This is a genomic window from Streptomyces sp. CA-278952 (assembly GCF_028747205.1).
Lineage (GTDB): Bacteria > Actinomycetota > Actinomycetes > Streptomycetales > Streptomycetaceae > Streptomyces.
Window position 1 is genome coordinate 7,325,504 of record NZ_CP112880.1, and the last position, 18,711, is coordinate 7,344,214.

Below are 18,711 nucleotides of genomic sequence, written 5' to 3' on the forward strand. Positions count from 1 at the left end.
GGTGAGGCTCATCGCGCGTGAGCCGTGCTCCCGCGGCCGAAGCCGCCGCGCAGCAGCGCGAGCAGCGTCGCCGCCGCCGCGGTCGACCGGTCGCCCCGGTGCACGACCGAGATGGTCCGGCGGAACGAGGCGGGCTCCAGCCGCCGGACCGAGAGCGGGGCCGAGGACATCGAGGCGACCATCTCCGGCACCACCGCCACTCCGAGCCCCGCGCTGACCAGCGCGCACACCAGCGCGTACCCGGGCGACTCACAGACCACCGCCGGGGTCGCCCCGGCCTCGGCGAGCGCGTTCTCGACCCCGCGCCGGGGCGGATGGGTGGGCGCGCTGCTGATCAGCGGCCGCCCCGCGAGCTCGCCGACCGGCAGCCGCCCGGTGCCCTCGGAGAGCCGGTGGCCCACCGAGGTGACCAGCACCAGCTCCTCGACCAGCAGGGGTTCGACGAGAACGCCCGCCGACAGGGGCTCGGCCGCCGCCGGTTCGTAGGCGTGGGTCAGGGCGAGGTCCACCTCGCCCGCGACCACCGCGGCGATGCCGCCCGGCGGTTCGTACTCGGCGACGGCCAGCTCGACCTCCGGATGGGCCCGCCGGAACGCGCTCAGGACCGGTGGCAGCAGATGGATCCCGGCCGTGGTGAACGTCCCCACCCGCAGCCTGCCGCCCGAGAGCCCGGCCAGCTGAGCGAGCTCGTGCCGCGCCTGGTCCAGCTCGTCCAGGACCCGCCGGGCCCGGCCCGCCAGCAGCTCGCCCGCCGCCGTCAGCCGCGCCCCGCGGTGGTGGCGCACCAGCAGCGCCGCCCCGGCCTCCCGCTCCAGTTTGGCCAGCTGCTGGGAGAGCGCGGGCGCGGTGTAGCCGAGGCGGGCGGCGGCCCGGGTGATCGATCCGGCCTCCGCGACCGCCACGAGTGCCGCGAGCCGTGTGGGGTCGTACATGAAAGCGTTCCTTTAGGCAGACCCAGAAGATTGCAAGTACACGCTAAAGGCTCCGCCGGTCCAAGGTGGACCCATGGACGCACAACTGATCGCCTTCACCGGGGTCGCCGCCGGGATGGTCGCGCTGCCCGGCGCCGACTTCACCGTCGTCGTACGCAACGCCCTGGCCTCGCGCAGCTCGGGCCTGGCCACCGCGTTCGGCGTCGCCGGAGGGCTGCTGGTGCACACCGCGCTCGCGGTCGCCGGGCTCGCCGCGGTGCTGGTGACCATGCCGGTGCTCTTCCGTACCGTCCAACTGCTCGGCGGCGCGTACGTGCTCTACCTCGGGATCAGCACGCTGTACGCGGCCCGCCGCCGGCCCTCGCAGGACAGCGCCGGCTCACCCTCCGGTACGCGGGAGGACGAGCCGGGGCGGCCCGTGACCGGGGAGTTCGGACGCGCGCTGCGCCAGGGGTTCCTGACCAACGCGCTCAACCCCAAGGCCCCGGTCCTCTTCCTCAGCCTGCTGCCGCAGTTCGTGCCCCACGGTCAGCCGCCGCTGCCCAGGACCCTGCTGCTCGCGGCCCTGGTGGTGGTGCTGGCGCTGATCTGGTTCCCGGCCGTCGCCCTGCTCGTGGACCGGCTGGGCCGGTGGCTGCGCCGCCCGCGTACCGCCCGCGCCATCGAGGGCGGCAGCGGCGTGGCGCTCACCGGTCTGGGACTGGCCCTGGTCACCGGCCCCCTGCTGCGCTGAGGGCGCGGTGGACGTGGCGGGCGGCCCCGAGGACGGGCCGGGCCGCCCGCATGGAAAGAGCGTCCGGTCGGTGGGTCAGCGGACCCGTCCGTACCAGACGCTCTTGGACCAGATCTTGGCCAGTCTCACCACGTCCCCCGATTTGGGGGAGTGCCAGATCTTCCCGGCCCCGGCGTAGATGCCCACGTGGTAGACGCTGCGACCCGAATGGAAGAAGACGAGGTCGCCGCGTTTGCGCTGCGACTTCCCGATGTGGCGGGTCTTGTTGTACTGCTGCTGAGCCGTGCGGGGAAGCTTCTTGCCGGCCTTCTTGAACGAATAGACCGTCAGCCCCGAACAGTCGAAGCGGCTGGGACCGGCCGCTCCGTACTTGTAGGGGGCCCCCTTCTTCGACGCGGCGACCTTCAGGGCCTTCGTCGAGTGGGTGGCGGCCTCGGCATCGCTCACCAGACCGGGCGCCAGCATCGTGGACGTCACGGCCAGGGTGAGTACCGAAGCCGTACCGACCCGGGCGAACAGAGACGGGACATGAACCTGCGCAGACATGCGCAACCCTTCGTCAGCCGCCTGTGAAGGATGACCTGTCGGGTTCGGGCTGGCGAAGTTGCCCGGCCGCTGTCGCGGCTTCACCCCGAGGGCTTCCCGGTCTCCCGGGCGGCCCGTTGTGCTCGGGTCCTCCACTCCTGCCGATCCACTCCTGTCGACCAGTCATCCGGGCGGCGGCAGGACTCGGCGTCCGCCCGGACCGCCCCGCCGCGGTGGCGGGGGCTTGTCGTCCCAGGGATCTTGACTCACCCGGTGCCGGATTTCCGAGCCGAAACAACGGTTTGTGAGTCTCCTCACCACTGATCCATTCGGGTGGACAGGCCGGATTCGCGCTCGCCCACGAGCCGGGCGCACACCCTCGTACCAGCGACGAAAGGGAGCATTTCGAGTACGGACCGCGCGCCGAGCGCAAGTTGAGCCGTCGCTCGGGCGGGTGATCGCCTACGCCGAACGAGCGAGACGAATCGGTCCCGGGGCCGGGCGTGTCGTGCCCGGGGCCGACCGGCCCGCTCCCGTAGCGCGCTCCCCGTGCGCGGGGCCGGTCAGTTCACGGGCGGCTCCATCGCGACCCGGCCCGCCCGGCGCTCCCCGTCCAGGACGCGCAGGGCCCGCGCCAGGGTGGCGGCGTGGATCCGCGACTCGCCGCGCTCGTGCATCAGGGCCAGGGCGTCGCGCAGCGCGGCCGCCCGGGAGGCCAGGGCCTGGGCGGCCCGCAGCGCGCTGTAGGTGTCGCTGCCACGGGCCGGGTTGATCCGGCCCACCTGGTCGAGCACGGCCAGATAGCAGTCGACGAACTCGCCCTCGGCCCGGGTCAGTGCGGGCAGGGGCGGGAACTCGGGTGGCTCCATCGGCGTTTCACCTCGCGTCGTACGGCGGCCGGGAGAGTCAGCGGTTGTCCACGACGTGGTCGACCAGCCCGTAGGCGAGGGCAGCCTTGGCGTCGAGGATGGTGTCGCGCTCGATGTCGGCGATGATCTGCTCCGCGGTCCGGCCCGTGTCCCGGACCAGCATGGCCGCGAACATCTCGCGGGTGCGCACCAGTTCGCGCGCGTGGATCTCCAGGTCGGACGGCTGGCCCCGCATCGGCTCCTCCATGGCGGGCTGCTGAATGACTACCCGCGCGCCGGGCAGCGCATGTCGGCGCCCCTTCGCCCCGGCCGCCAGCAGGGCCGCCGCGTAGGAGCCCGCCTGCCCCAGGCAGAAGGTCTCCACCTCGCAGGTCAGGAACCGCATCGTGTCGTAGACCGCGGCCATCGCCTGGAACGTGCCGCCGGGGGAGTTGATGTAGAGCGACAGGGGCCGGTCGGGATCGGCGTGCTCCAGATACATGAACTGGGCGATGAGGTCGCTCGCGGCGATGTCGTCGATCGGGCTCCCGAGGAAGACGATCCGCTCGGACAGCAGCTTCGAGTACGGGTCCAGCGTCCGGGTCCCGGTCGCGGTGCGCTCGGTGAACTCCGGCAGTACGTAGCGGGCGGCGGGGCGGATCATGGCAGTGCCTCTCTCCTGGAGCTGACCATCCGTCTGCCCATCCGTAAAAAATGTACAGGACGTACAGAAGGTTATGATGGGGACTATGGCCTACGAGATTCCGGTGACGCAAGCACGGGCGGAGCTCGCCGAACTGATCAACCGCGTTGTCTACGGCGGTGAACGCGTAGTGGTGACGCGGCACGGCAAACCGCTCATCGCCCTGGTTTCCGCCGCTGACCTGCAACGACTCGAAACCGATGAAGCGGCTGCCGAGGAGCAGGTGATCAGCTCGGTCTCCTCGATCGGCTCCGCGCCATCCGCTCAGGGCGAACGGCGCAGGTTCGGCATCGCCGCCGAGCACCGCCCCCACGACGGCCGGGACGTCTGAGGCCGCGATTCCCCAGGACGGCATGGAGCCGGGCGCCCCTCCGGCAGGAGGGGCGCCCGGCTCGGCGACGCGGATCCGGAGTTCAGCCGGTCAGGGCCGGCTCCCGGACGGGTGCGGCCGGCTCGGCCGACGTGGGCGCCCGCCGGGCGAACAGCACCGCCGCCAGGCCGAACAGCGACCACAGCGAGAGCGTCAGCGCGGCGCCGCCCGCAGCGCTCCCTTCGAAGAAGGCGACCGAGCGGAGCAGTGAACCGCCCGCGCCCGGCGGAAGCCACTGGCCGATCACGCCGACGGGCTCGGGCAGCAGCTCCGGTGCGCTGGTGACGCCGGAGAAGGGGTTGCCCAGCAGGACCATCAGCAGCGCCCCGAGCCCGATGCCGCGCGGCCCGAACAGGGCGGCGAGTCCCGCCACGGCCGAACCGATGGCCAGCACGGTGAGCGCGACCACTCCCGCCTCCGTCCACCAGTCGCCCGCGATCGCGCCGAGCCAGCTGTGCGCCACGGCCGTGGCGGCGAGGCCCACCAGTGCGGCCGACCCGACCAGGGTCACTGCGGCCCGTGCCCCGCGCAGCCCCGCCAGGGTGACGACGGCTCCGGCCGCCATGCCCGCCAGGGCCAGCGGCAGGACGCTCGCGCCGAGTGCGCTGCCGCGTGGGTCCCCGGGCGGCGCGGCGACCACATCGGTGACCCGGACCGGGGTGCCCTCGGGGGCGGACGCCGTCACGGCCTCGCGCAGCAGCTGGGCGACGACGGGGCTCGCCGCCGAGGCGGTGAGCAGGTGCGGTCCCTGCGGGGTGACGACGACGGCTCCGTATACGGTCCGGTCCTCGATCGCGGTGCGGGCGGCGGCCTCGCCGTCGAAGCGGTGCACGTCGAACGCGCCGTCGCGCTGCTCGAAGCGCTGTTCCAGCTGCTGGGCCGCCGCCGCCGGGCCCGCGACCCCGACCGGAAGGTCGCGCGGTGCGATCCGGGCGGCGGGCCAGGCGAAGGCCCAGAGGGCGAGCGTGACCATCAGGGGGATCAACAGGATCACCGCCACCGCGCGGCGGTTGGGTGCGGTGGGCATGAGAGGCCTCGATTCGTGCGGCAGTAGAGCATCTGCATCGACATCTGAAAGAAGGATCGTTCGTTTTACGTCGTGTCCCCACTGTCGGCACACCCTGCGGGATTGTCAAGAAGGAACGTTCGTTTTAGGTTGGTGCCATGGCTCGCGTATCCCAGGAACACCTCGACGCCCGTCGCCGTCAGATCCTCGACGGTGCGGCGCGCTGCTTCGCCCGCAACGGATTCCACGGCACGTCCATGCAGGACGTCCTCAGGGAGGTGGGTCTGTCCGCCGGAGCGGTCTACCGCTACTTCCCCGGCAAGGAGGACATCATCGCGGCCATCACGGAGGAGACCTTCGCCGCCATCCGCAGCGCCTTCGAGGAGGCCTCCCGCATGACGCCCCCGCCCACCCCGGACGCTCTGCTCGGCCGGGTGCTCGGCGGGGTGCTCGCGGGGGAGGTGCACGGGCTGGAGCGCCGGGCCTTCGCCGCGCTCGTCGTCCAGCTCTGGTCCGAGACGCTGCGCGACGAACGGCTCGCCGCGCTCCTCGACGACGGCTACGCGACCATGCGCGTCGCCTGGGCGAAGCTCGTCGGCGCCTACCGTTCCGCCGGGATCCTGACGAGCGACGTCCCCGGCGACGATGTGGCGCGCACGATGATCGCGACGGCACAGGGCTTCATCGTGCAGGAGGCGCTCTTCGGGGACGTACGCCCCGAGGTGCTGGAGAACGGGTTGCGCGGGCTGATGTCCATGAACCCGCAAAAGACCAGTTAACGCAATGGAAAAACTTCCGCCCTAACGTGCAATGCCTGGTCGCGGGACCGCTGTTCCCGTTCAACGAACTGTTGCACGGGGATAAGGTCCCGCTGCGTCCGGAGCCGGAGCCGGACGGAAGACGATGAGGTGGAAGCGTGCAACTGACCCCGCACGAGCAGGAGCGTCTGCTCATCCATGTGGCCGCCGACGTGGCCGAGAAGCGCCGGGCACGCGGGCTGCGGCTCAATCACCCCGAGGCCGTCGCCCTGATCACCGCCCATCTGCTGGAAGGCGCCCGGGACGGCCGCACGGTCGCCGAACTCATGGCATCCGGACGTACGTTGCTCACCCGGGACGAGGTGATGGAAGGCATCCCCGAGATGCTCCACGATGTCCAGGTCGAGGCCACCTTCCCGGACGGCACGAAGCTCGTCACCGTCCATGACCCGATCGTCTGACGGGGCAGCGCCGATGACTCCCGGAGAGATCCTGTACGGGGACGGGGACATCCCCCTCAACGAGGGGCGGGCCGTCACCCGCCTCACCGTCCTCAACGCCGCCGACCGCCCCGTCCAGGTCGGCTCCCACTACCACTTCGCCGAGGCCAACCCCGGGCTGCGCTACGACCGCGCCGCCGCCCACGGGCTGCGGCTGAACATCGCCGCCGGCACGGCGGTCCGCTTCGAACCCGGCATCCCCGTCGACGTCGAACTCGTCCCCCTCGCCGGCCGCCGCGTCGTCCCCGGCCTGCGCGGCGAAACCGGAGGTGCCCTCGATGCCTGACCTCACGAGAGCCGTGTACGCCGATCTGTTCGGGCCCACCGCCGGCGACCGCATCCGGCTCGCCGACACCGACCTGCTCGTAGAGATCGAGGAGGACCGCTCGGGCGGCCCCGGTCACGCGGGCGACGAGGCGGTGTTCGGCGGCGGCAAAGTGATCCGGGAGTCGATGGGCCAGGCTCGCACCACCCGCGCCGAGGGAGCGCCCGACACCGTCATCACCGGGGCCGTCGTCATCGACCACTGGGGCATCGTCAAGGCCGACATCGGCATCCGGGACGGCCGGATCACCGGCATCGGCAAGGCCGGGAACCCGGACACCATGGACGGCGTCCACCCCGACCTGGTGATCGGCCCGGAGACCGAGATCATTGCGGGCAACGGGAAGCTGCTCACGGCCGGAGCGGTCGACGCCCACGTCCACTTCATCTCGCCGACCCTCGTCGACCAGGCGCTCTCCAGCGGCATCACCACCCTCGTCGGCGGCGGCACCGGACCCGCCGAGGGCAGCAAGGCCACCACCGTCACCCCGGGACCGTGGCACCTGGCCCGGATGTTCGAGGCGCTGGAGACCTTTCCGGTCAACATCGGGCTGCTCGGCAAGGGCAACACGATGTCGCAGGAGGCCATGCACTCCCAACTGCGCGGCGGCGCACTGGGATTCAAGATCCACGAGGACTGGGGCGCGACGCACGCCGTCATCGACGCCTGCCTCACGGTCTGCGAGCGGACGGGCGCGCAGCTCGCCATCCACACGGACACCCTCAACGAGGCCGGGTTCGTCGCCGACACCCTCGCGGCCATCGCCGGCCGGACGATCCACGCCTACCACACCGAGGGGGCGGGCGGCGGACACGCACCCGACATCATCAGCGTGGTCTCCGAGCCCTACGTCCTGCCCAGCTCGACCAACCCCACCCGGCCGCACACCGTCAACACCATCGAGGAACACCTCGACATGCTGATGGTCTGCCACCACCTGAACCCCGCCGTCCCCGAGGACCTGGCCTTCGCGGAGTCCCGGATCCGGCCCTCCACCATCGCGGCCGAGGACATCCTGCACGATCTCGGGGCCATCTCGATCATCTCCTCGGACTCCCAGGCCATGGGGCGGATCGGCGAGGTGATCCTGCGGACCTGGCAGACCGCCCACGTCATGAAGAAGCGGCGCGGAGCCCTGCCCGGGGACGGGCGGGCCGACAACCACCGGGTCCGTCGCTATGTCGCCAAATACACCATCAACCCGGCCGTCGCGCAGGGACTGGACCAGGAGATCGGCTCCGTCGAGACCGGCAAGCTCGCCGACCTGGTCCTCTGGGACCCGGCGTTCTTCGGCGTGAAGCCGGCGACCGTCATCAAGGGCGGTCAGATCGCGTACGCGCAGATGGGCGACGCCAACGCCTCCATCCCGACGCCCCAACCGATCCTGCCCCGGCCGATGTTCGGCGCGCTGGGACGAGCGGCCGCCCAGGGCTCGTTCAACTTCGTCTCCGCCGCCGCGATCGAGGACAAGCTGCCCGAACGCCTCGCCCTGCACAAACGGTTCGTTCCCATCACCAGCACCCGGGGGACCACCAAGGCGGACATGCGGGAGAACGACGCCCTGCCCCGGGTCCACGTCGACCCCGACAGCTTCGCCGTCACGATCGACGGCGACCCGGTCGAGCCGGCGCCGGCGGCGGAACTGCCCATGGCCCAGCGCTACTTCCTCTTCTGAGCGGGTCCGGCCATGTCACGCGCAGCACTCCTCGTCCTCGCCGACGGCCGGTTCCCCGCCGGAGGACACGCCCACTCCGGCGGCGCCGAACCGGCCGTCGCCGAGGGCCGCGTCCTCGACGCCGACTCCCTCGCCGACTTCTGCCGGGGCCGGCTCCACACCACAGGCCTCACCGCCGCCGCCCTCGCCGCGGCGGCGGCCCACGGCCTCGACCCGCTCGCCCTGGACGAGGCCGCCGACGCCCGTACACCCTCGCCCGCCCTGCGGGCCACCGCGCGCAAGCTGGGCCGGCAGCTGATGCGGGCCGCCCGCGCCACCTGGCCGAGCCCCGAGCTGGACGCGCTCGCGGCGGCCCGCCCGCGCGGCGCCCACCAGCCGGTCGTCCTCGGGCTCACCGCACGGTCGGCGGGTCTGGACCCCGTGGACGCCGCCCACTGTGCCGCGTACGAGACCGTCAGCGGCCCCGCCACCGCCGTCGTCCGGCTCCTCTCCCTCGACCCCTTCCACGCCACCGCCGTACTCGCCCGGCTCGCCCCCGAGCTGGACCGGGTCGCCGAACAGGCCGCCGAGGCCGCCCGGCAGGGCATCGACGCCCTGCCCGCCGCCTCGTCGCCGCTCCTCGACATCACCGCCGAGGCGCACGCCGCCTGGCCGGTCCGCCTCTTCGCCTCGTAACCCGCACCCACAGGAGCCCCCCATGCACCTCGGCCACTCCCACGACGGCCCCGCCGCCGTCAGCGCCGACGCCACCCGCCCCGACGGCACCCGGCGCGCCCTGCGCATCGGCCTCGGCGGCCCCGTCGGCTCCGGCAAGACGGCCACCGTCGCCGCCCTCTGCTGGGAACTGCGCGACCGGCTCTCCATCGCCGTCGTCACCAACGACATCTACACCCAGGAGGACGCCGCCTTCCTGCTGCGCAACGCGGTCCTGCCGCCCGAGCGGATCCAGGCCGTCGAGACCGGCGCCTGCCCGCACACCGCGATCCGCGACGACATCTCCGCCAACCTCGAAGCGGTCGAGGACCTGGAGGACGCGGTCGGCCCGCTCGACCTGATCCTCGTCGAGTCCGGCGGCGACAACCTCACCGCCACGTTCTCCAAGGGACTGGTCGACGCGCAGATCTTCGTCATCGACGTCGCGGGCGGCGACGACATCCCGCGCAAGGGCGGCCCCGGCGTCACCACCGCCGACCTGCTGGTCGTCAACAAGACCGACCTCGCCCCCTACGTCGGCTCCGACCTGGAGCAGATGGCCCTCGACGCCAAGAAGCAGCGCGGCGACCTCCCCGTCGCCTTCACCTCGCTGACCTCGGCCGAAGGCGTCGGTCCTGTCGCCGACTGGGTGCGGGCACAGCTCGCCGCCTGGGCCGCGTGAGCGTCCGCGCGACGGCCCGGCTGCGCGCCGAGCCCGACGGGCGGGACGGGACCGCCCTGCCCGTCCTGGTCAGCGACGGCCCGCTCGCCCTGCGCCGCACCCGCTCGCCGCAGGCCGCGTACGCCCGGGTTACCGTCGTCGGCGCGATGAGCGCCCCGCTCAACGGCGACCGGCTGGCGATCGAGGCGGACATCGCGGACGGGGCGCGCCTCACCGTGGACGCGGCGGCGGCCACCGTCGCCCTCCCGGGCCCACGGGCGGGCACCGGTCCGTCCACGTACGGGATGGACCTGACCGTGGGGGAGGGGGCCGTGCTGCACTGGCTGCCCGAACAACTCGTCTCCGCCCACGGCAGCGATCTCCACCAGACCACCCGGGTCCGACTCGCCCGCACCGCCCGCCTGCTGCTGCGCGAGGAACAGATCCTCGGCCGGCACGGCGAGCCCACCGGCGCGCTCACCACCCGGCTCACCGTCCACCGCGCGGGCCGCCCGCTCCTGGACCAGCAACTGGCCTACGGGCCCGGTGCCCCGGGTGGCTGGGATGGCCCGGCAGTCCTCGGCGGCCACCGGGCCGTCGGCCAACTGCTCCTCGCAGACCCGGCCTTCGAGGACGCCCCGCTCCCCGCGCGCCTTCTCGGGCCCACCGCCGCCCTCACCCCACTCGCCGGCCCCGCCGTCCTGGTGACCGCCGTGGCCGCCGACGCCCGCCTGCTGCGCGGGATCCTGGACGAGGCGATGCGTGAGCTGCTGGACGGTCTGCAGGCGGACCACGACACGGGTTGAGGGCCGCTGGGCCGGCGGGGGCCACTCAGCGACCCTCCGCAGCGCCCCGCACGCCACGCCGAAGCCGTAGAACGGTTCGTGGGACCGGGGTCGCTCAGCGCCCCCGGTCGTACGCCTCCAGCCAGGCGTCCTCCGCCGCGTAGTCGAAGAGCCAGGCACCGTAGTTGGCGAGCATCTTCGGGAACGCCTCGCGCCAGTCGCGCTCCGCCAGCTGCCCGGCGAGCCACTCGACCGTCTCCGGCAGCGACTCCGCGTACCCGGTCACCGGGCGGTAGCCGAGCTGTTCCTCGGCGGCCGTCATGTCGTAGACCACGGGGTGGGCGCCGCTCCACGGTGTCACCCCGATGTGACCCTCCGGGGAAGCGCCCTCGATCAGCACCGTCTCCGTCTCCCGCCCCAGCACGTCGTCGATGGCCGACGCGATCTCCGCGACCGTGGGGGCCTCGGGGTCCGCCGCGTTCAGCACACGGGAGCCCGGATTCCCGGCGGCCAGCCGGATCAGCTCCGCCGCGTTGGACACATGGACCGGATGGAAGCGGCTCTCCCCGCCGTACACGAACACCCGGCGCCGGCGCCCGTCGAGCAGCCGCTTCACCACGTACAGCTCGCGCGGTGTGCGGCAGTACGGGCCGTGGACCGCGCCCGCGCGCAGCAGCGTCACCGGCAGCTCCTCGCCCGCCGCCAGTAGCTCCCGCTCCAGCAGAATCTTCCGCGTCGCGTACGAGGCGTCCCCCGGTGCCACCGTGCGCCAGGTCTCCGGCAGCGGCACCGGGAAGCGGGGGAAACCGTCACGCTCCGCCTGCGTGTCGAAGCTGCGGCCCCGGTCGTCCTCGTACACCGCCCCGCTGGAGATCACGACGGCCGATCCGATCCGGTCGGCCAGCCCCGTCAGCTGCCGGGCGTGCGCGCCGTCGAACGCCACCATGTCGACCAGCACGTCACAGCCGTCGCCCAGCGCCCGGCCGAGCGCCCCCTCCTCGTCACGGTCGAGCGCCACCGCCCGGACCCCGGCGTCCCACCCCTCGTCCCGGCCGCCGGCGCGCGAGGCCGCGGTGACCTCCCAGCCGTCCGCGGCCAGCGCCCGCACCGCGGCCCGCCCGATCTGGCCCGTCGCTCCCAGCACCCATGCGTGTCCCTTGCTCATGGGTCCGACGCTAGGGGAGCCGACCCGCCGGGGGGAGGGCGCTCTGCCGGTGGCGTATTCGCGCTCAGCGTCGCAGCTTGGGGAACTTCCTCGGCGGCGCGGCCTCCTGTTCGGCGGCCTTCACCTTGGCCGCGTACTCGTCCACGTACTCCTGGCCGGAGAGTACGAGGATCGCGTACATGATCTCGTCCGTCACGGCCCGGATCGCGGCCTTCTGGTTCTCCATGCCCGCGTAGCGGGAGAAGTCCAGCGGTGCGCCGAAGCGGATCGCGACCCGTTTGATCTTCGGCACGACCTGGCCGGGCGGCTGGATCTCGAAGGTGCCGACCATGGCGCAGGGAATCACCGGCACCTGCGCGGTGATCGCCATCACCGCGACCCCGACCTTGCCCTTGTAGAGCCGACCGTCGTGCGAGCGGGTGCCCTCCGGGTAGATCCCCAGCAGCTCGCCCTTGCTCAGCACGCCGAGCCCCTCGCGGATGGCCGCCTGCCCGGCGTCCTTGCCCGACCGGTCCACCGGGATCTGCCCGGCGCTGCGGAAGAAGGCCGCGGTCAGTCGGCCCTTGATGCCCGGGCCCGTGAAGTACTCGGCCTTCGCCAGGAAGGTGATCCGGCGCTTGATGATGGCCGGCATCAGGAAATGGTCGGAGAAGGAGAGGTGGTTGCCCGCGACGATCGCCGCGCCGTCCTCGGGAAGGTGCTCCAGACCCTCGATCCGGGGCCGGAACAGCAGCCGCAGTACGGGCCCCAGCACGACATATTTCAGGACGTAATAGAACACCTTGCGGGTGCACCTCGCTCTGCCGGGTCGGCGTCAGGGCTGTACTGCCGGGTTCAGGGCTGCGTACTACCAGGTCACGGTGGTGCCGGGACCAAAAGCGTAGGTCCCGGCACCACTGTGCGACCGTAGCGAACCGGTCTCCCGGCTCGTACCCGCCTCCGGGCCCGTCAGGCATGCTCACCCGCTGCCGAGACCGTCCCGCGGGCTCAGGTGTCCTGCGTGGCCAGCATGCCGAGGGTGCACAGTCCCAGCACCACCCAGCCGAACCAGAGCCAGCCACTGCTTCCCAGCGCCACCGTGTACGCGGTCACCGCGATCAGGGTCCCGCCGGTCAGGTATCCCATGGTCTTCGTCGATCCGGACATGCGCGCACGCTCCTCGTCGGCCGCGCGGCCGTTGTCCCCATGGTCACCCCGTACGCGCCCTCCGCGCTACCGTCCGCGCGCCTGCAAAGACGCGAGATAGGCGTTGTACGCCGCCAGCTCCTTGTCACCGTCGCGGTCCGCAGCCCGGTCGGTGCGCCGCGCGGTGCGCTGCTCGGAGCGGTACCACTGGAAGACCAGCGCGATCAGCACCAGCACGGAGGGGATCTCGCTGAACGCCCACGCGATGCCGCCCGCCCAGTTCTGGTCGCTCAGGGCGTCGATGCCGAGCGAGGCCGGCGGGTTCTCGTACGTCTTGACCATCGGCGTCGACGCCATCATCAGCGCGATCCCGAAGAACGCGTGGAACGGCATCCCGGCGAACAGCTCCAGCATGCGCATCAGGTAACCGGGCCGGTGCGGGCCCGGGTCCACGCCCATGATCGGCCAGAAGAAGACCAGGCCGACCGCGAGGAAGTGCACCATCATCCCGATGTGGCCGGGCTTCGAACTCATCAGGAAGTCGAAGATCGGCGTGAAGTACAGCGCGTAGAGGCTCGCGATGAACAGCGGGATGGTGAACACCGGATGCGAGATGATCTTCATGTACCGGCTGTGCAGCAGCTTCAGCAGCAGTTCGCGCGGTCCGGTCCGCCCCCGCCCGGCCGGCGGCAGCGCGCGCAGCGCCAGCGTCACCGGGGCGCCCAGCAGCAGCAGGATCGGCGACAGCATGCTGATCACCATGTGCTGCACCATGTGCACGCTGAACATGACCATGCCGTAGTCGTTGAGCTTGGTGCACATCACCAGCGCGATGCTCAGCACGCCCACGGTGAAGAACACGATCCGGTTCACCGGCCAGCCGTCCCCGCGCCGACGCAGCCGCACCACGCCGTACCCGTACAGGGCGAGCGCCAGGACGCAGCCGGTCAGGAAGAACGGGTCGACGGAGAGCTCCAGCCCCCGCCCCAGCGTGAACGGCGGCAGATCCATGTTCATGCCGTGCCCGCTGTGATCCATCTGTTCACTCCCGATGGGGACACGTCCCCGTTTCGTGCCGGTTGTCCGGTCCAGAGTAGAACTGCCCCCGGCCGCGGTTGCGGCCGGGGGCAGTTCTGGGACGACGTGTCCCGACGAGGTGGACGAGGTGTTCTAGAGCACGCACTCCGCCTCGGCGTACCGCTCGGCGGGGACCGTCTTCAGCGTCTCGACGGCCTCGCCCAGCGGGACCATCACGATGTCGGTGCCGCGCAGCGCGGTCAGCATCCCGAACTCGCCCCGGTGCGCCGCCTCCACCGCGTGCCAGCCGAACCGGGTCGCCAGGACCCGGTCGTACGCGGTGGGCGTGCCGCCGCGCTGGACGTGGCCGAGGATGACCGGACGGGCCTCCTTGCCGAGCCGCTGCTCCAGCTCCCCGGAGAGCTGGGTGGCCACCCCGGCGAACCGCTCGTGACCGTAGATGTCCTTGACGCCCTGCTCGAACTGCATGGAGCCCTCGCGGGGCTTCGCGCCCTCGGCGACCACCACGATGGCGAACTTCTTGCCGGCCGAGAAGCGCTTGCCGACCAGCTCGGTCAGCTCGTCGATGTCGAAGGGGCGCTCGGGCACCACGATGGCGTGGGCGCCGGCGGCCATGCCGGAGTGCAGGGCGATCCAGCCGGTGTGACGGCCCATGACCTCGACGATCAGCACCCGCTGGTGCGACTCGGCGGTGGTCTTCAGCCGGTCCAGGGCCTCGGTGGCGACGCCGACGGCGGTGTCGAACCCGAAGGTGACGTCGGTGGAGGCGATGTCGTTGTCGATGGTCTTGGGGACGCCGACGATCGGGAGGCCGGCCTCGGAGAGGAGGTTCGCGGCCTTGAGGGTGCCCTCGCCGCCGATCGGGATGATGGCGTCCAGACCGAGGTCCGCGACATGGCCGCGGGCGCGCTCCACGCCGTCGCGCAGATGCGCGGGCTGGACCCGGGAGGAACCGAGGATCGTGCCGCCGCGGGCCAGGATGCCGCCCACCGCGTCAAGGTCGAGCTTGCGGTAGTCGCACTCCAGCAGGCCCTTCCAGCCGTCGTGGAAGCCGATGACCTCGTCGCCGTGGTCCACCACCGCGCGGTGCACGACGGAACGGATGACGGCGTTGAGGCCGGGGCAGTCGCCGCCGGAGGTGAGTACGCCAATGCGCATGGCCCGGGAACCTTTGCAACGTTGAGTCGACGACCGGACCACGTCGTCCGGTTGGATCCCCGCCACCCTACCGGCGCAGGGTGGCGGGACCGAACCGGCCGTCCGCCTGCTGGACTCCGCTCAACCGAGCGGAAAACACCTCAGACGGACACCGCTCAGGCGAGCGGAAAGTGCCTCAGGCGGGCTGGGTCGCCGAGGCGATCCGCTCGGCGCGCAGCGCGTCGTACCAGCGGTCGTCGGTGGGCGGCAGCGCGTTCACGTCGAGGGCCAGCTTCAGCAGCAGATCGGCGATCTGCGGGTTGCGGGCCAGCACGGGGCCGTGCATGTACGTCCCGAAGACCGTGTCGTTGTACGCGCCCTCCGTGCCGTCCCCGGTGCCGTTGCCCCGGCCGAACTGCACCCGGGCCAGCGGCCGTGCCGTCGGGCCGAGATGGGTGACGCCCTGGTGGTTCTCGAACCCGGTCAGCGGCGGCAGCCCGAGGTGCGGGTCGATGTCCCCCAGTACGTCGCCGACGCACCGTGCGCCCTCGCCGCGGGTGGAGACCACGTCGAGCAGACCGAGGCCGGCCTCGCGCTCGCCGAGGTCGTTGACGAACTCGTGCCCGAGGATCTGGTAGCCCGCGCAGACCGAGAAGATGATCGCGCCGTTGGACGCGGCCCGGCTCAGCCCGCCGTCGCGGCGCAGCCGCTCGGCCGCCAGGCGCTGTGGCCGGTCCTCACCGCCGCCGATCAGATAGATGTCGCCGGACGTCGGCACCGGCTGGTCGCTGCGCACGTCGACGCGCTGCACGTCCAGACCGCGCTGCCGGGCACGCCGCTCCACGACCAGGGCGTTGCCCTGGTCGCCGTAGGTGCTGAGCAGGTCGGGGTAGACCCAGACCAGACGCAGACCGTTGTTGCTCATGCTTCGTCCTCTCCGGAGGTGGCCGGGGCCGGGGTCAGTTGCCGACACGACGGCGCAGATCCTGGAAGGCGGTGTAGTTGGCGATGACCTCGATGCGGCCGGGCGGTGCGTGACTCACGGCCTCGTCGAGCGTCTCGCAGACCCGGAAGTCGAGACCGGCGACTTCGAGGCGGACCGCGAGGTCCAGCTTCCGGTCGCCGAGCACGAAGATCGGGTGACCCGCCAGCTGCGTGTAGTCCACGTCCCACAGCCAGGAGGTGTCCGTGCCGTCCGCGCCCCGCGCGTTCACCGAGAGGATCACCGGCGTCGGCGGCGGGTCGATCAGCGAGAAGGTCTCCAGCCAGCCGGCCGGGTTCTTCGCCAGCAGCAGACGCAGCTCACGGTTCTCGAAGGTGACGACGTCATAGCGTCCGGCCACCGCCTGCACCTGGTACATCCGCTCCAGCGCGACCTGCGGCGGCACGCCGAAGACGGCGGCGACGGCGGCGGAACTGGTGGCGTTCGCCTTGTTCGCCCGGCCCGGCAGCTGGAGGTGGATCGGCCACGCCGAACCGTGCGGGTCCAGGACGTAGTCGCCGCTCAAAGCCCAGCTCGGGGCGGGGCGGCGGAAGCCGCACTGCCCGCAGAACCAGTCGTCGCCCGGGCGCTGCATCACACCGCCGCAGGACGGGCAGGACCAGGCGTCGTCCTTCCACGCCTGGCCGGCCGCCACCCACACCACGTTGGGCGAGGAGGAGGCCGCCCAGACGACCAGCGGGTCGTCCGCGTTCGCGATGACCACGGCCTTCGAGCCGGAGAGGCCCTCGCGCCAGTGCTCGGCCATCATCCGGGTCTCGGCCGCGCGGTCCAGCTGGTCGCGCGAGAGGTTGAGCAGGGCGATCACCTTGGGCGTGGTGTCGCGCGCGACACCCGCCAGATACTTCTCGTCGACCTCGATCACGCCGAACTTCGCGTCCGAGCCGCCGGCCAGCGCCGAGGTGATGCCCGCGGGCATGTTCGCGCCGAGCGCGTTCGACACGACGGGCCCGGCGGCCCGCAGCGCCTCGGCGATCAGCCGTGTGGTGGTCGTCTTGCCGTTCGTCGCCGACACGAGGATCACGTCCAGGTGCTGCGCCAGCCGCCCCAGCAGGTCGGGGTCGAGTTTGAGCGCCACCCGGCCGCCGATCACCGATCCGCTGCCCCGCCCCGCGGCGCGTGACACCGCCGCCGCGGCCTTGCCCGCCGTCACGGCCAGTTTGGCCCGCGGCGACAACGGCTCCGTGTTGCCTGCCATCGTCCTAGATCCTCCTTGCATCGGTCCGCGCCCAGCCTATCGATGTCCGGCGCGGCGACCGCACCGCGGCACCACGGGAACTCCCCGGCCCCGGCGGAACGTAACCTTGCCGCCATGCGAAACCGCCCGATCCCCGGCAGTTCCGGACTGGTCCGTGAGATGAGTCTGCTCGGCGACCCGTTGCTCCACCGAGCCTGCGAGGAGGTCACGGACTTCGGCCCGTCGCTGGCGCGGCTGGTCGAGGACATGTTCGCGACGATGTACGCCGCGCAGGGTGTCGGACTCGCCGCCAACCAGGTCGGCGTCCCGCTCAGGGTGTTCGTCTACGACTGCCCGGACGACGACGATGTCCGCCATCTGGGACACGTGGTCAATCCCGAACTGGTCGAGGCGGACGGACTCACCGTACGCGGACCGGAGGGCTGTCTGTCACTTCCCGGTCTGGAAGCGGGCACGGATCGCTTCGACCACGCGGTCGTCGAGGGCCTCACGATGACCGGCGAGCCGGTCCGGATCGCCGGGACGGGATGGTTCGCCCGGTGCCTCCAGCACGAGTGCGACCACCTGGAGGGCATGGTCTACACCGACCGGCTGACCGGGCTGCGGCGTACCCGGGCGCTGCGCGCGGCGCGCCGCGCACCGTGGGCGCGCAAGGACTGAAGCCTGCCGGGCTCCGGGGTCCGGCGTCCCGAGAGGGTCAGAACCCAGGGCCGCCCTGGAGGTCGCCGGCCTCCGCGAGCCTGCCCCACAGCAGATCGGCGAGACTGCTCACCAGCCGTTCGCGGGAGCAGGGCCGGTCGCCGAGCCACCAGTCGCCCGCCGCGTGCATCATGCCGACGATCCCGTGCCCCCAGATGCGGGCCATCTGCTCGCTGTCCGGGCCCAGGTCGACGCGCTCGGCGATCACCTGGCCCAGCTCCTCGCCGAGGCGGCGCAGCAGCGGGGCGGAGTGCCGGCCGACGTCGAAGCCCTGCTCGGGGGAGGGGGCTGTGTCGGCGGCAGCACCGTCAGCAGGATGCATCAGGAAGCGGTAGACCTGGGGGCGGGCCTCGATCGCGGCGAGATAGGTGTCGAGCGTCGACTCCACCCGCTCACGCCGGCCGGCGGGCGCGTCGAGGGCGGCCCGCAGGGCGCTGAGCAGCGCGTCGGTGTGGCGCTTGGCGAGGGCGCGGTAGAGGCCGCCCTTGTCCCCGAAGTGGCGGTAGAGGATGGGTTTGGTGATCCCGGCCTCGGCGGCGATGGCGTTCATCGAGGCCTGCGGTCCGTCCCTGAGCACCACCCGGTCCGCCGCTTCCAGCAACTCGCGGCGACGGCGCTCGGCCGCGGTCCGCTGTCGCTCGGCGTTTCGTGCGGTCTCCATGTCGTCTCTTCTCCCACCCCTGGCCACGCGATGCCGTCGCATCGCCTCTGCACGCCCGCGCAACGTAACACTCCGCTGGGCGGGCGCCTGATCGGCTCCGTGGCGGTTGACAGTACCTACTTGCCGGTAACAGACTGTGGTTACCGCAAGTAACGCATGGTTTTCGCCGCAGTG

At 72.0% G+C, this 18,711-nt stretch carries 23 protein-coding genes; 10 read left to right on the forward strand and 13 right to left on the reverse strand.

Translation table 11 applies throughout. From position 1 onward, the window contains the following. Positions 1-8: 8 nt before the first annotated feature. Positions 9-932, reverse strand: a complete 924-nt coding sequence (locus tag N7925_RS32180) for a LysR family transcriptional regulator (RefSeq protein WP_265602985.1) — start codon at positions 930-932, stop codon at positions 9-11. A gap of 73 nt (positions 933-1,005) precedes the next feature. Here N7925_RS32180 and N7925_RS32185 point away from each other — a divergent pair, with 73 nt between their 5' ends. Further along, positions 1,006-1,665, forward strand: coding sequence for a LysE family translocator (locus tag N7925_RS32185; RefSeq protein WP_274345934.1), 660 nt, complete (start codon positions 1,006-1,008; stop codon positions 1,663-1,665). 75 nt (positions 1,666-1,740) lie between these two features. Here the strand turns inward: N7925_RS32185 and N7925_RS32190 are convergent, their stop codons facing one another. The 3 genes from N7925_RS32190 to N7925_RS32200 all read right to left on the reverse strand — a co-directional run bounded on the left by N7925_RS32190 (position 1,741) and on the right by N7925_RS32200 (position 3,702). Continuing rightward, the gene (locus tag N7925_RS32190) at positions 1,741-2,211 is read right to left on the reverse strand and encodes a C40 family peptidase (protein ID WP_097870801.1); all 471 of its coding nucleotides are present in this window, start codon (positions 2,209-2,211) and stop codon (positions 1,741-1,743) included. A 542-nt stretch (positions 2,212-2,753) separates the two neighbouring features. After that, positions 2,754-3,059: a hypothetical protein gene (locus tag N7925_RS32195; RefSeq protein ID WP_018957895.1), complete on the reverse strand. Its 306-nt coding sequence runs from the start codon at positions 3,057-3,059 to the stop codon at positions 2,754-2,756. A gap of 37 nt (positions 3,060-3,096) precedes the next feature. Further along, on the reverse strand, positions 3,097-3,702 hold the full coding sequence (locus N7925_RS32200) for an ATP-dependent Clp protease proteolytic subunit (RefSeq protein ID WP_265602987.1): 606 nt from the start codon (positions 3,700-3,702) through the stop codon (positions 3,097-3,099). Positions 3,703-3,787: 85 nt separating this feature from the next. Here N7925_RS32200 and N7925_RS32205 point away from each other — a divergent pair, with 85 nt between their 5' ends. Beyond that, positions 3,788-4,072 carry a type II toxin-antitoxin system Phd/YefM family antitoxin gene (locus N7925_RS32205; RefSeq protein ID WP_274345935.1) on the forward strand — a complete coding sequence of 95 codons (285 nt, stop codon included), beginning with the start codon at positions 3,788-3,790 and terminating at the stop codon, positions 4,070-4,072. A gap of 82 nt (positions 4,073-4,154) precedes the next feature. Here the strand turns inward: N7925_RS32205 and N7925_RS32210 are convergent, their stop codons facing one another. After that, a complete protein-coding gene (locus tag N7925_RS32210; protein WP_274345936.1) occupies positions 4,155-5,138 on the reverse strand; it encodes an ABC transporter permease in 984 nt (327 codons plus the stop codon). Between the two features lie 137 nt (positions 5,139-5,275). Here N7925_RS32210 and N7925_RS32215 point away from each other — a divergent pair, with 137 nt between their 5' ends. The 7 genes from N7925_RS32215 (at position 5,276) to N7925_RS32245 (ending at position 10,535) form a co-directional block, all read left to right on the forward strand. Continuing rightward, positions 5,276-5,896 carry a TetR/AcrR family transcriptional regulator gene (locus N7925_RS32215; RefSeq protein WP_265602990.1) on the forward strand — a complete coding sequence of 207 codons (621 nt, stop codon included), beginning with the start codon at positions 5,276-5,278 and terminating at the stop codon, positions 5,894-5,896. A gap of 137 nt (positions 5,897-6,033) precedes the next feature. Beyond that, positions 6,034-6,336: an urease subunit gamma gene (locus N7925_RS32220; RefSeq protein ID WP_274345937.1), complete on the forward strand. Its 303-nt coding sequence runs from the start codon at positions 6,034-6,036 to the stop codon at positions 6,334-6,336. 13 nt (positions 6,337-6,349) lie between these two features. Next, on the forward strand, positions 6,350-6,661 hold the full coding sequence (locus tag N7925_RS32225) for an urease subunit beta (protein ID WP_265602991.1): 312 nt from the start codon (positions 6,350-6,352) through the stop codon (positions 6,659-6,661). Continuing rightward, positions 6,654-8,375: an urease subunit alpha gene (locus N7925_RS32230; protein ID WP_274345938.1), complete on the forward strand. Its 1,722-nt coding sequence runs from the start codon at positions 6,654-6,656 to the stop codon at positions 8,373-8,375. Before N7925_RS32225 ends, N7925_RS32230 begins: the two co-directional genes overlap by 8 nt. A 12-nt stretch (positions 8,376-8,387) precedes the next feature. Beyond that, complete coding sequence (locus tag N7925_RS32235) at positions 8,388-9,050, forward strand: urease accessory protein UreF (protein ID WP_265602993.1); 663 nt, start codon at positions 8,388-8,390, stop codon at positions 9,048-9,050. Between the two features lie 22 nt (positions 9,051-9,072). Then, a complete protein-coding gene (gene ureG / locus N7925_RS32240; RefSeq protein ID WP_274345939.1) occupies positions 9,073-9,750 on the forward strand; it encodes an urease accessory protein UreG in 678 nt (225 codons plus the stop codon). Beyond that, a complete protein-coding gene (locus N7925_RS32245; RefSeq protein WP_274345940.1) occupies positions 9,747-10,535 on the forward strand; it encodes an urease accessory protein UreD in 789 nt (262 codons plus the stop codon). The genes ureG and N7925_RS32245 overlap by 4 nt, the downstream gene beginning before the upstream one ends. Positions 10,536-10,629: 94 nt before the next feature. Here N7925_RS32245 and N7925_RS32250 read toward each other — a convergent pair whose 3' ends face one another. The 7 genes from N7925_RS32250 to N7925_RS32280 form a co-directional block, all read right to left on the reverse strand. Continuing rightward, positions 10,630-11,679: an NAD-dependent epimerase/dehydratase family protein gene (locus N7925_RS32250; RefSeq protein ID WP_274345941.1), complete on the reverse strand. Its 1,050-nt coding sequence runs from the start codon at positions 11,677-11,679 to the stop codon at positions 10,630-10,632. A 64-nt stretch (positions 11,680-11,743) separates the two neighbouring features. Beyond that, positions 11,744-12,460, reverse strand: coding sequence for a lysophospholipid acyltransferase family protein (locus tag N7925_RS32255; protein ID WP_274345942.1), 717 nt, complete (start codon positions 12,458-12,460; stop codon positions 11,744-11,746). Between the two features lie 206 nt (positions 12,461-12,666). Continuing rightward, a complete protein-coding gene (locus tag N7925_RS32260; protein WP_274345943.1) occupies positions 12,667-12,825 on the reverse strand; it encodes a hypothetical protein in 159 nt (52 codons plus the stop codon). 66 nt (positions 12,826-12,891) lie between these two features. After that, positions 12,892-13,842, reverse strand: coding sequence for a cytochrome c oxidase assembly protein (locus tag N7925_RS32265; protein ID WP_265602999.1), 951 nt, complete (start codon positions 13,840-13,842; stop codon positions 12,892-12,894). Positions 13,843-13,974: 132 nt separating this feature from the next. Continuing rightward, on the reverse strand, positions 13,975-15,000 hold the full coding sequence (locus N7925_RS32270; protein ID WP_003970624.1) for a 6-phosphofructokinase: 1,026 nt from the start codon (positions 14,998-15,000) through the stop codon (positions 13,975-13,977). Positions 15,001-15,175: 175 nt separating this feature from the next. Next, positions 15,176-15,904, reverse strand: coding sequence for a type 1 glutamine amidotransferase (locus tag N7925_RS32275; RefSeq protein ID WP_265603000.1), 729 nt, complete (start codon positions 15,902-15,904; stop codon positions 15,176-15,178). 34 nt (positions 15,905-15,938) lie between these two features. Next, positions 15,939-17,177 carry a MurT ligase domain-containing protein gene (locus N7925_RS32280; protein ID WP_274345944.1) on the reverse strand — a complete coding sequence of 413 codons (1,239 nt, stop codon included), beginning with the start codon at positions 17,175-17,177 and terminating at the stop codon, positions 15,939-15,941. 114 nt (positions 17,178-17,291) lie between these two features. On the opposite strand from N7925_RS32280, the gene def reads away from it, so the two are divergent. Next, positions 17,292-17,837, forward strand: coding sequence for a peptide deformylase (def, locus tag N7925_RS32285; RefSeq protein ID WP_265603002.1), 546 nt, complete (start codon positions 17,292-17,294; stop codon positions 17,835-17,837). Positions 17,838-17,874: 37 nt separating this feature from the next. On the opposite strand, the gene N7925_RS32290 is transcribed toward def, so the two are convergent. Beyond that, on the reverse strand, positions 17,875-18,537 hold the full coding sequence (locus N7925_RS32290; RefSeq protein WP_274345945.1) for a TetR family transcriptional regulator: 663 nt from the start codon (positions 18,535-18,537) through the stop codon (positions 17,875-17,877). Positions 18,538-18,711 lie beyond the last annotated feature (174 nt).

Bases quoted from the DNA above. Each gene is read 5' to 3' on its own strand.
- N7925_RS32180 (WP_265602985.1), bottom strand. From the start codon at position 932: ATGTACGACCCCACACGGCTCGCGGCACTCGTGGCGGTCGCGGAGGCC.
- N7925_RS32185 (WP_274345934.1), top strand. From the start codon at position 1,006: ATGGACGCACAACTGATCGCCTTCACCGGGGTCGCCGCCGGGATGGTC.
- N7925_RS32190 (WP_097870801.1), bottom strand. From the start codon at position 2,211: ATGTCTGCGCAGGTTCATGTCCCGTCTCTGTTCGCCCGGGTCGGTACG.
- N7925_RS32195 (WP_018957895.1), bottom strand. From the start codon at position 3,059: ATGGAGCCACCCGAGTTCCCGCCCCTGCCCGCACTGACCCGGGCCGAG.
- N7925_RS32200 (WP_265602987.1), bottom strand. From the start codon at position 3,702: ATGATCCGCCCCGCCGCCCGCTACGTACTGCCGGAGTTCACCGAGCGC.
- N7925_RS32205 (WP_274345935.1), top strand. From the start codon at position 3,788: ATGGCCTACGAGATTCCGGTGACGCAAGCACGGGCGGAGCTCGCCGAA.
- N7925_RS32210 (WP_274345936.1), bottom strand. From the start codon at position 5,138: ATGCCCACCGCACCCAACCGCCGCGCGGTGGCGGTGATCCTGTTGATC.
- N7925_RS32215 (WP_265602990.1), top strand. From the start codon at position 5,276: ATGGCTCGCGTATCCCAGGAACACCTCGACGCCCGTCGCCGTCAGATC.
- N7925_RS32225 (WP_265602991.1), top strand. From the start codon at position 6,350: ATGACTCCCGGAGAGATCCTGTACGGGGACGGGGACATCCCCCTCAAC.
- N7925_RS32230 (WP_274345938.1), top strand. From the start codon at position 6,654: ATGCCTGACCTCACGAGAGCCGTGTACGCCGATCTGTTCGGGCCCACC.
- N7925_RS32235 (WP_265602993.1), top strand. From the start codon at position 8,388: ATGTCACGCGCAGCACTCCTCGTCCTCGCCGACGGCCGGTTCCCCGCC.
- ureG (WP_274345939.1), top strand. From the start codon at position 9,073: ATGCACCTCGGCCACTCCCACGACGGCCCCGCCGCCGTCAGCGCCGAC.
- N7925_RS32250 (WP_274345941.1), bottom strand. From the start codon at position 11,679: ATGAGCAAGGGACACGCATGGGTGCTGGGAGCGACGGGCCAGATCGGG.
- N7925_RS32260 (WP_274345943.1), bottom strand. From the start codon at position 12,825: ATGTCCGGATCGACGAAGACCATGGGATACCTGACCGGCGGGACCCTG.
- N7925_RS32265 (WP_265602999.1), bottom strand. From the start codon at position 13,842: ATGGATCACAGCGGGCACGGCATGAACATGGATCTGCCGCCGTTCACG.
- N7925_RS32270 (WP_003970624.1), bottom strand. From the start codon at position 15,000: ATGCGCATTGGCGTACTCACCTCCGGCGGCGACTGCCCCGGCCTCAAC.
- N7925_RS32275 (WP_265603000.1), bottom strand. From the start codon at position 15,904: ATGAGCAACAACGGTCTGCGTCTGGTCTGGGTCTACCCCGACCTGCTC.
- N7925_RS32280 (WP_274345944.1), bottom strand. From the start codon at position 17,177: ATGGCAGGCAACACGGAGCCGTTGTCGCCGCGGGCCAAACTGGCCGTG.
- def (WP_265603002.1), top strand. From the start codon at position 17,292: ATGCGAAACCGCCCGATCCCCGGCAGTTCCGGACTGGTCCGTGAGATG.
- N7925_RS32290 (WP_274345945.1), bottom strand. From the start codon at position 18,537: ATGGAGACCGCACGAAACGCCGAGCGACAGCGGACCGCGGCCGAGCGC.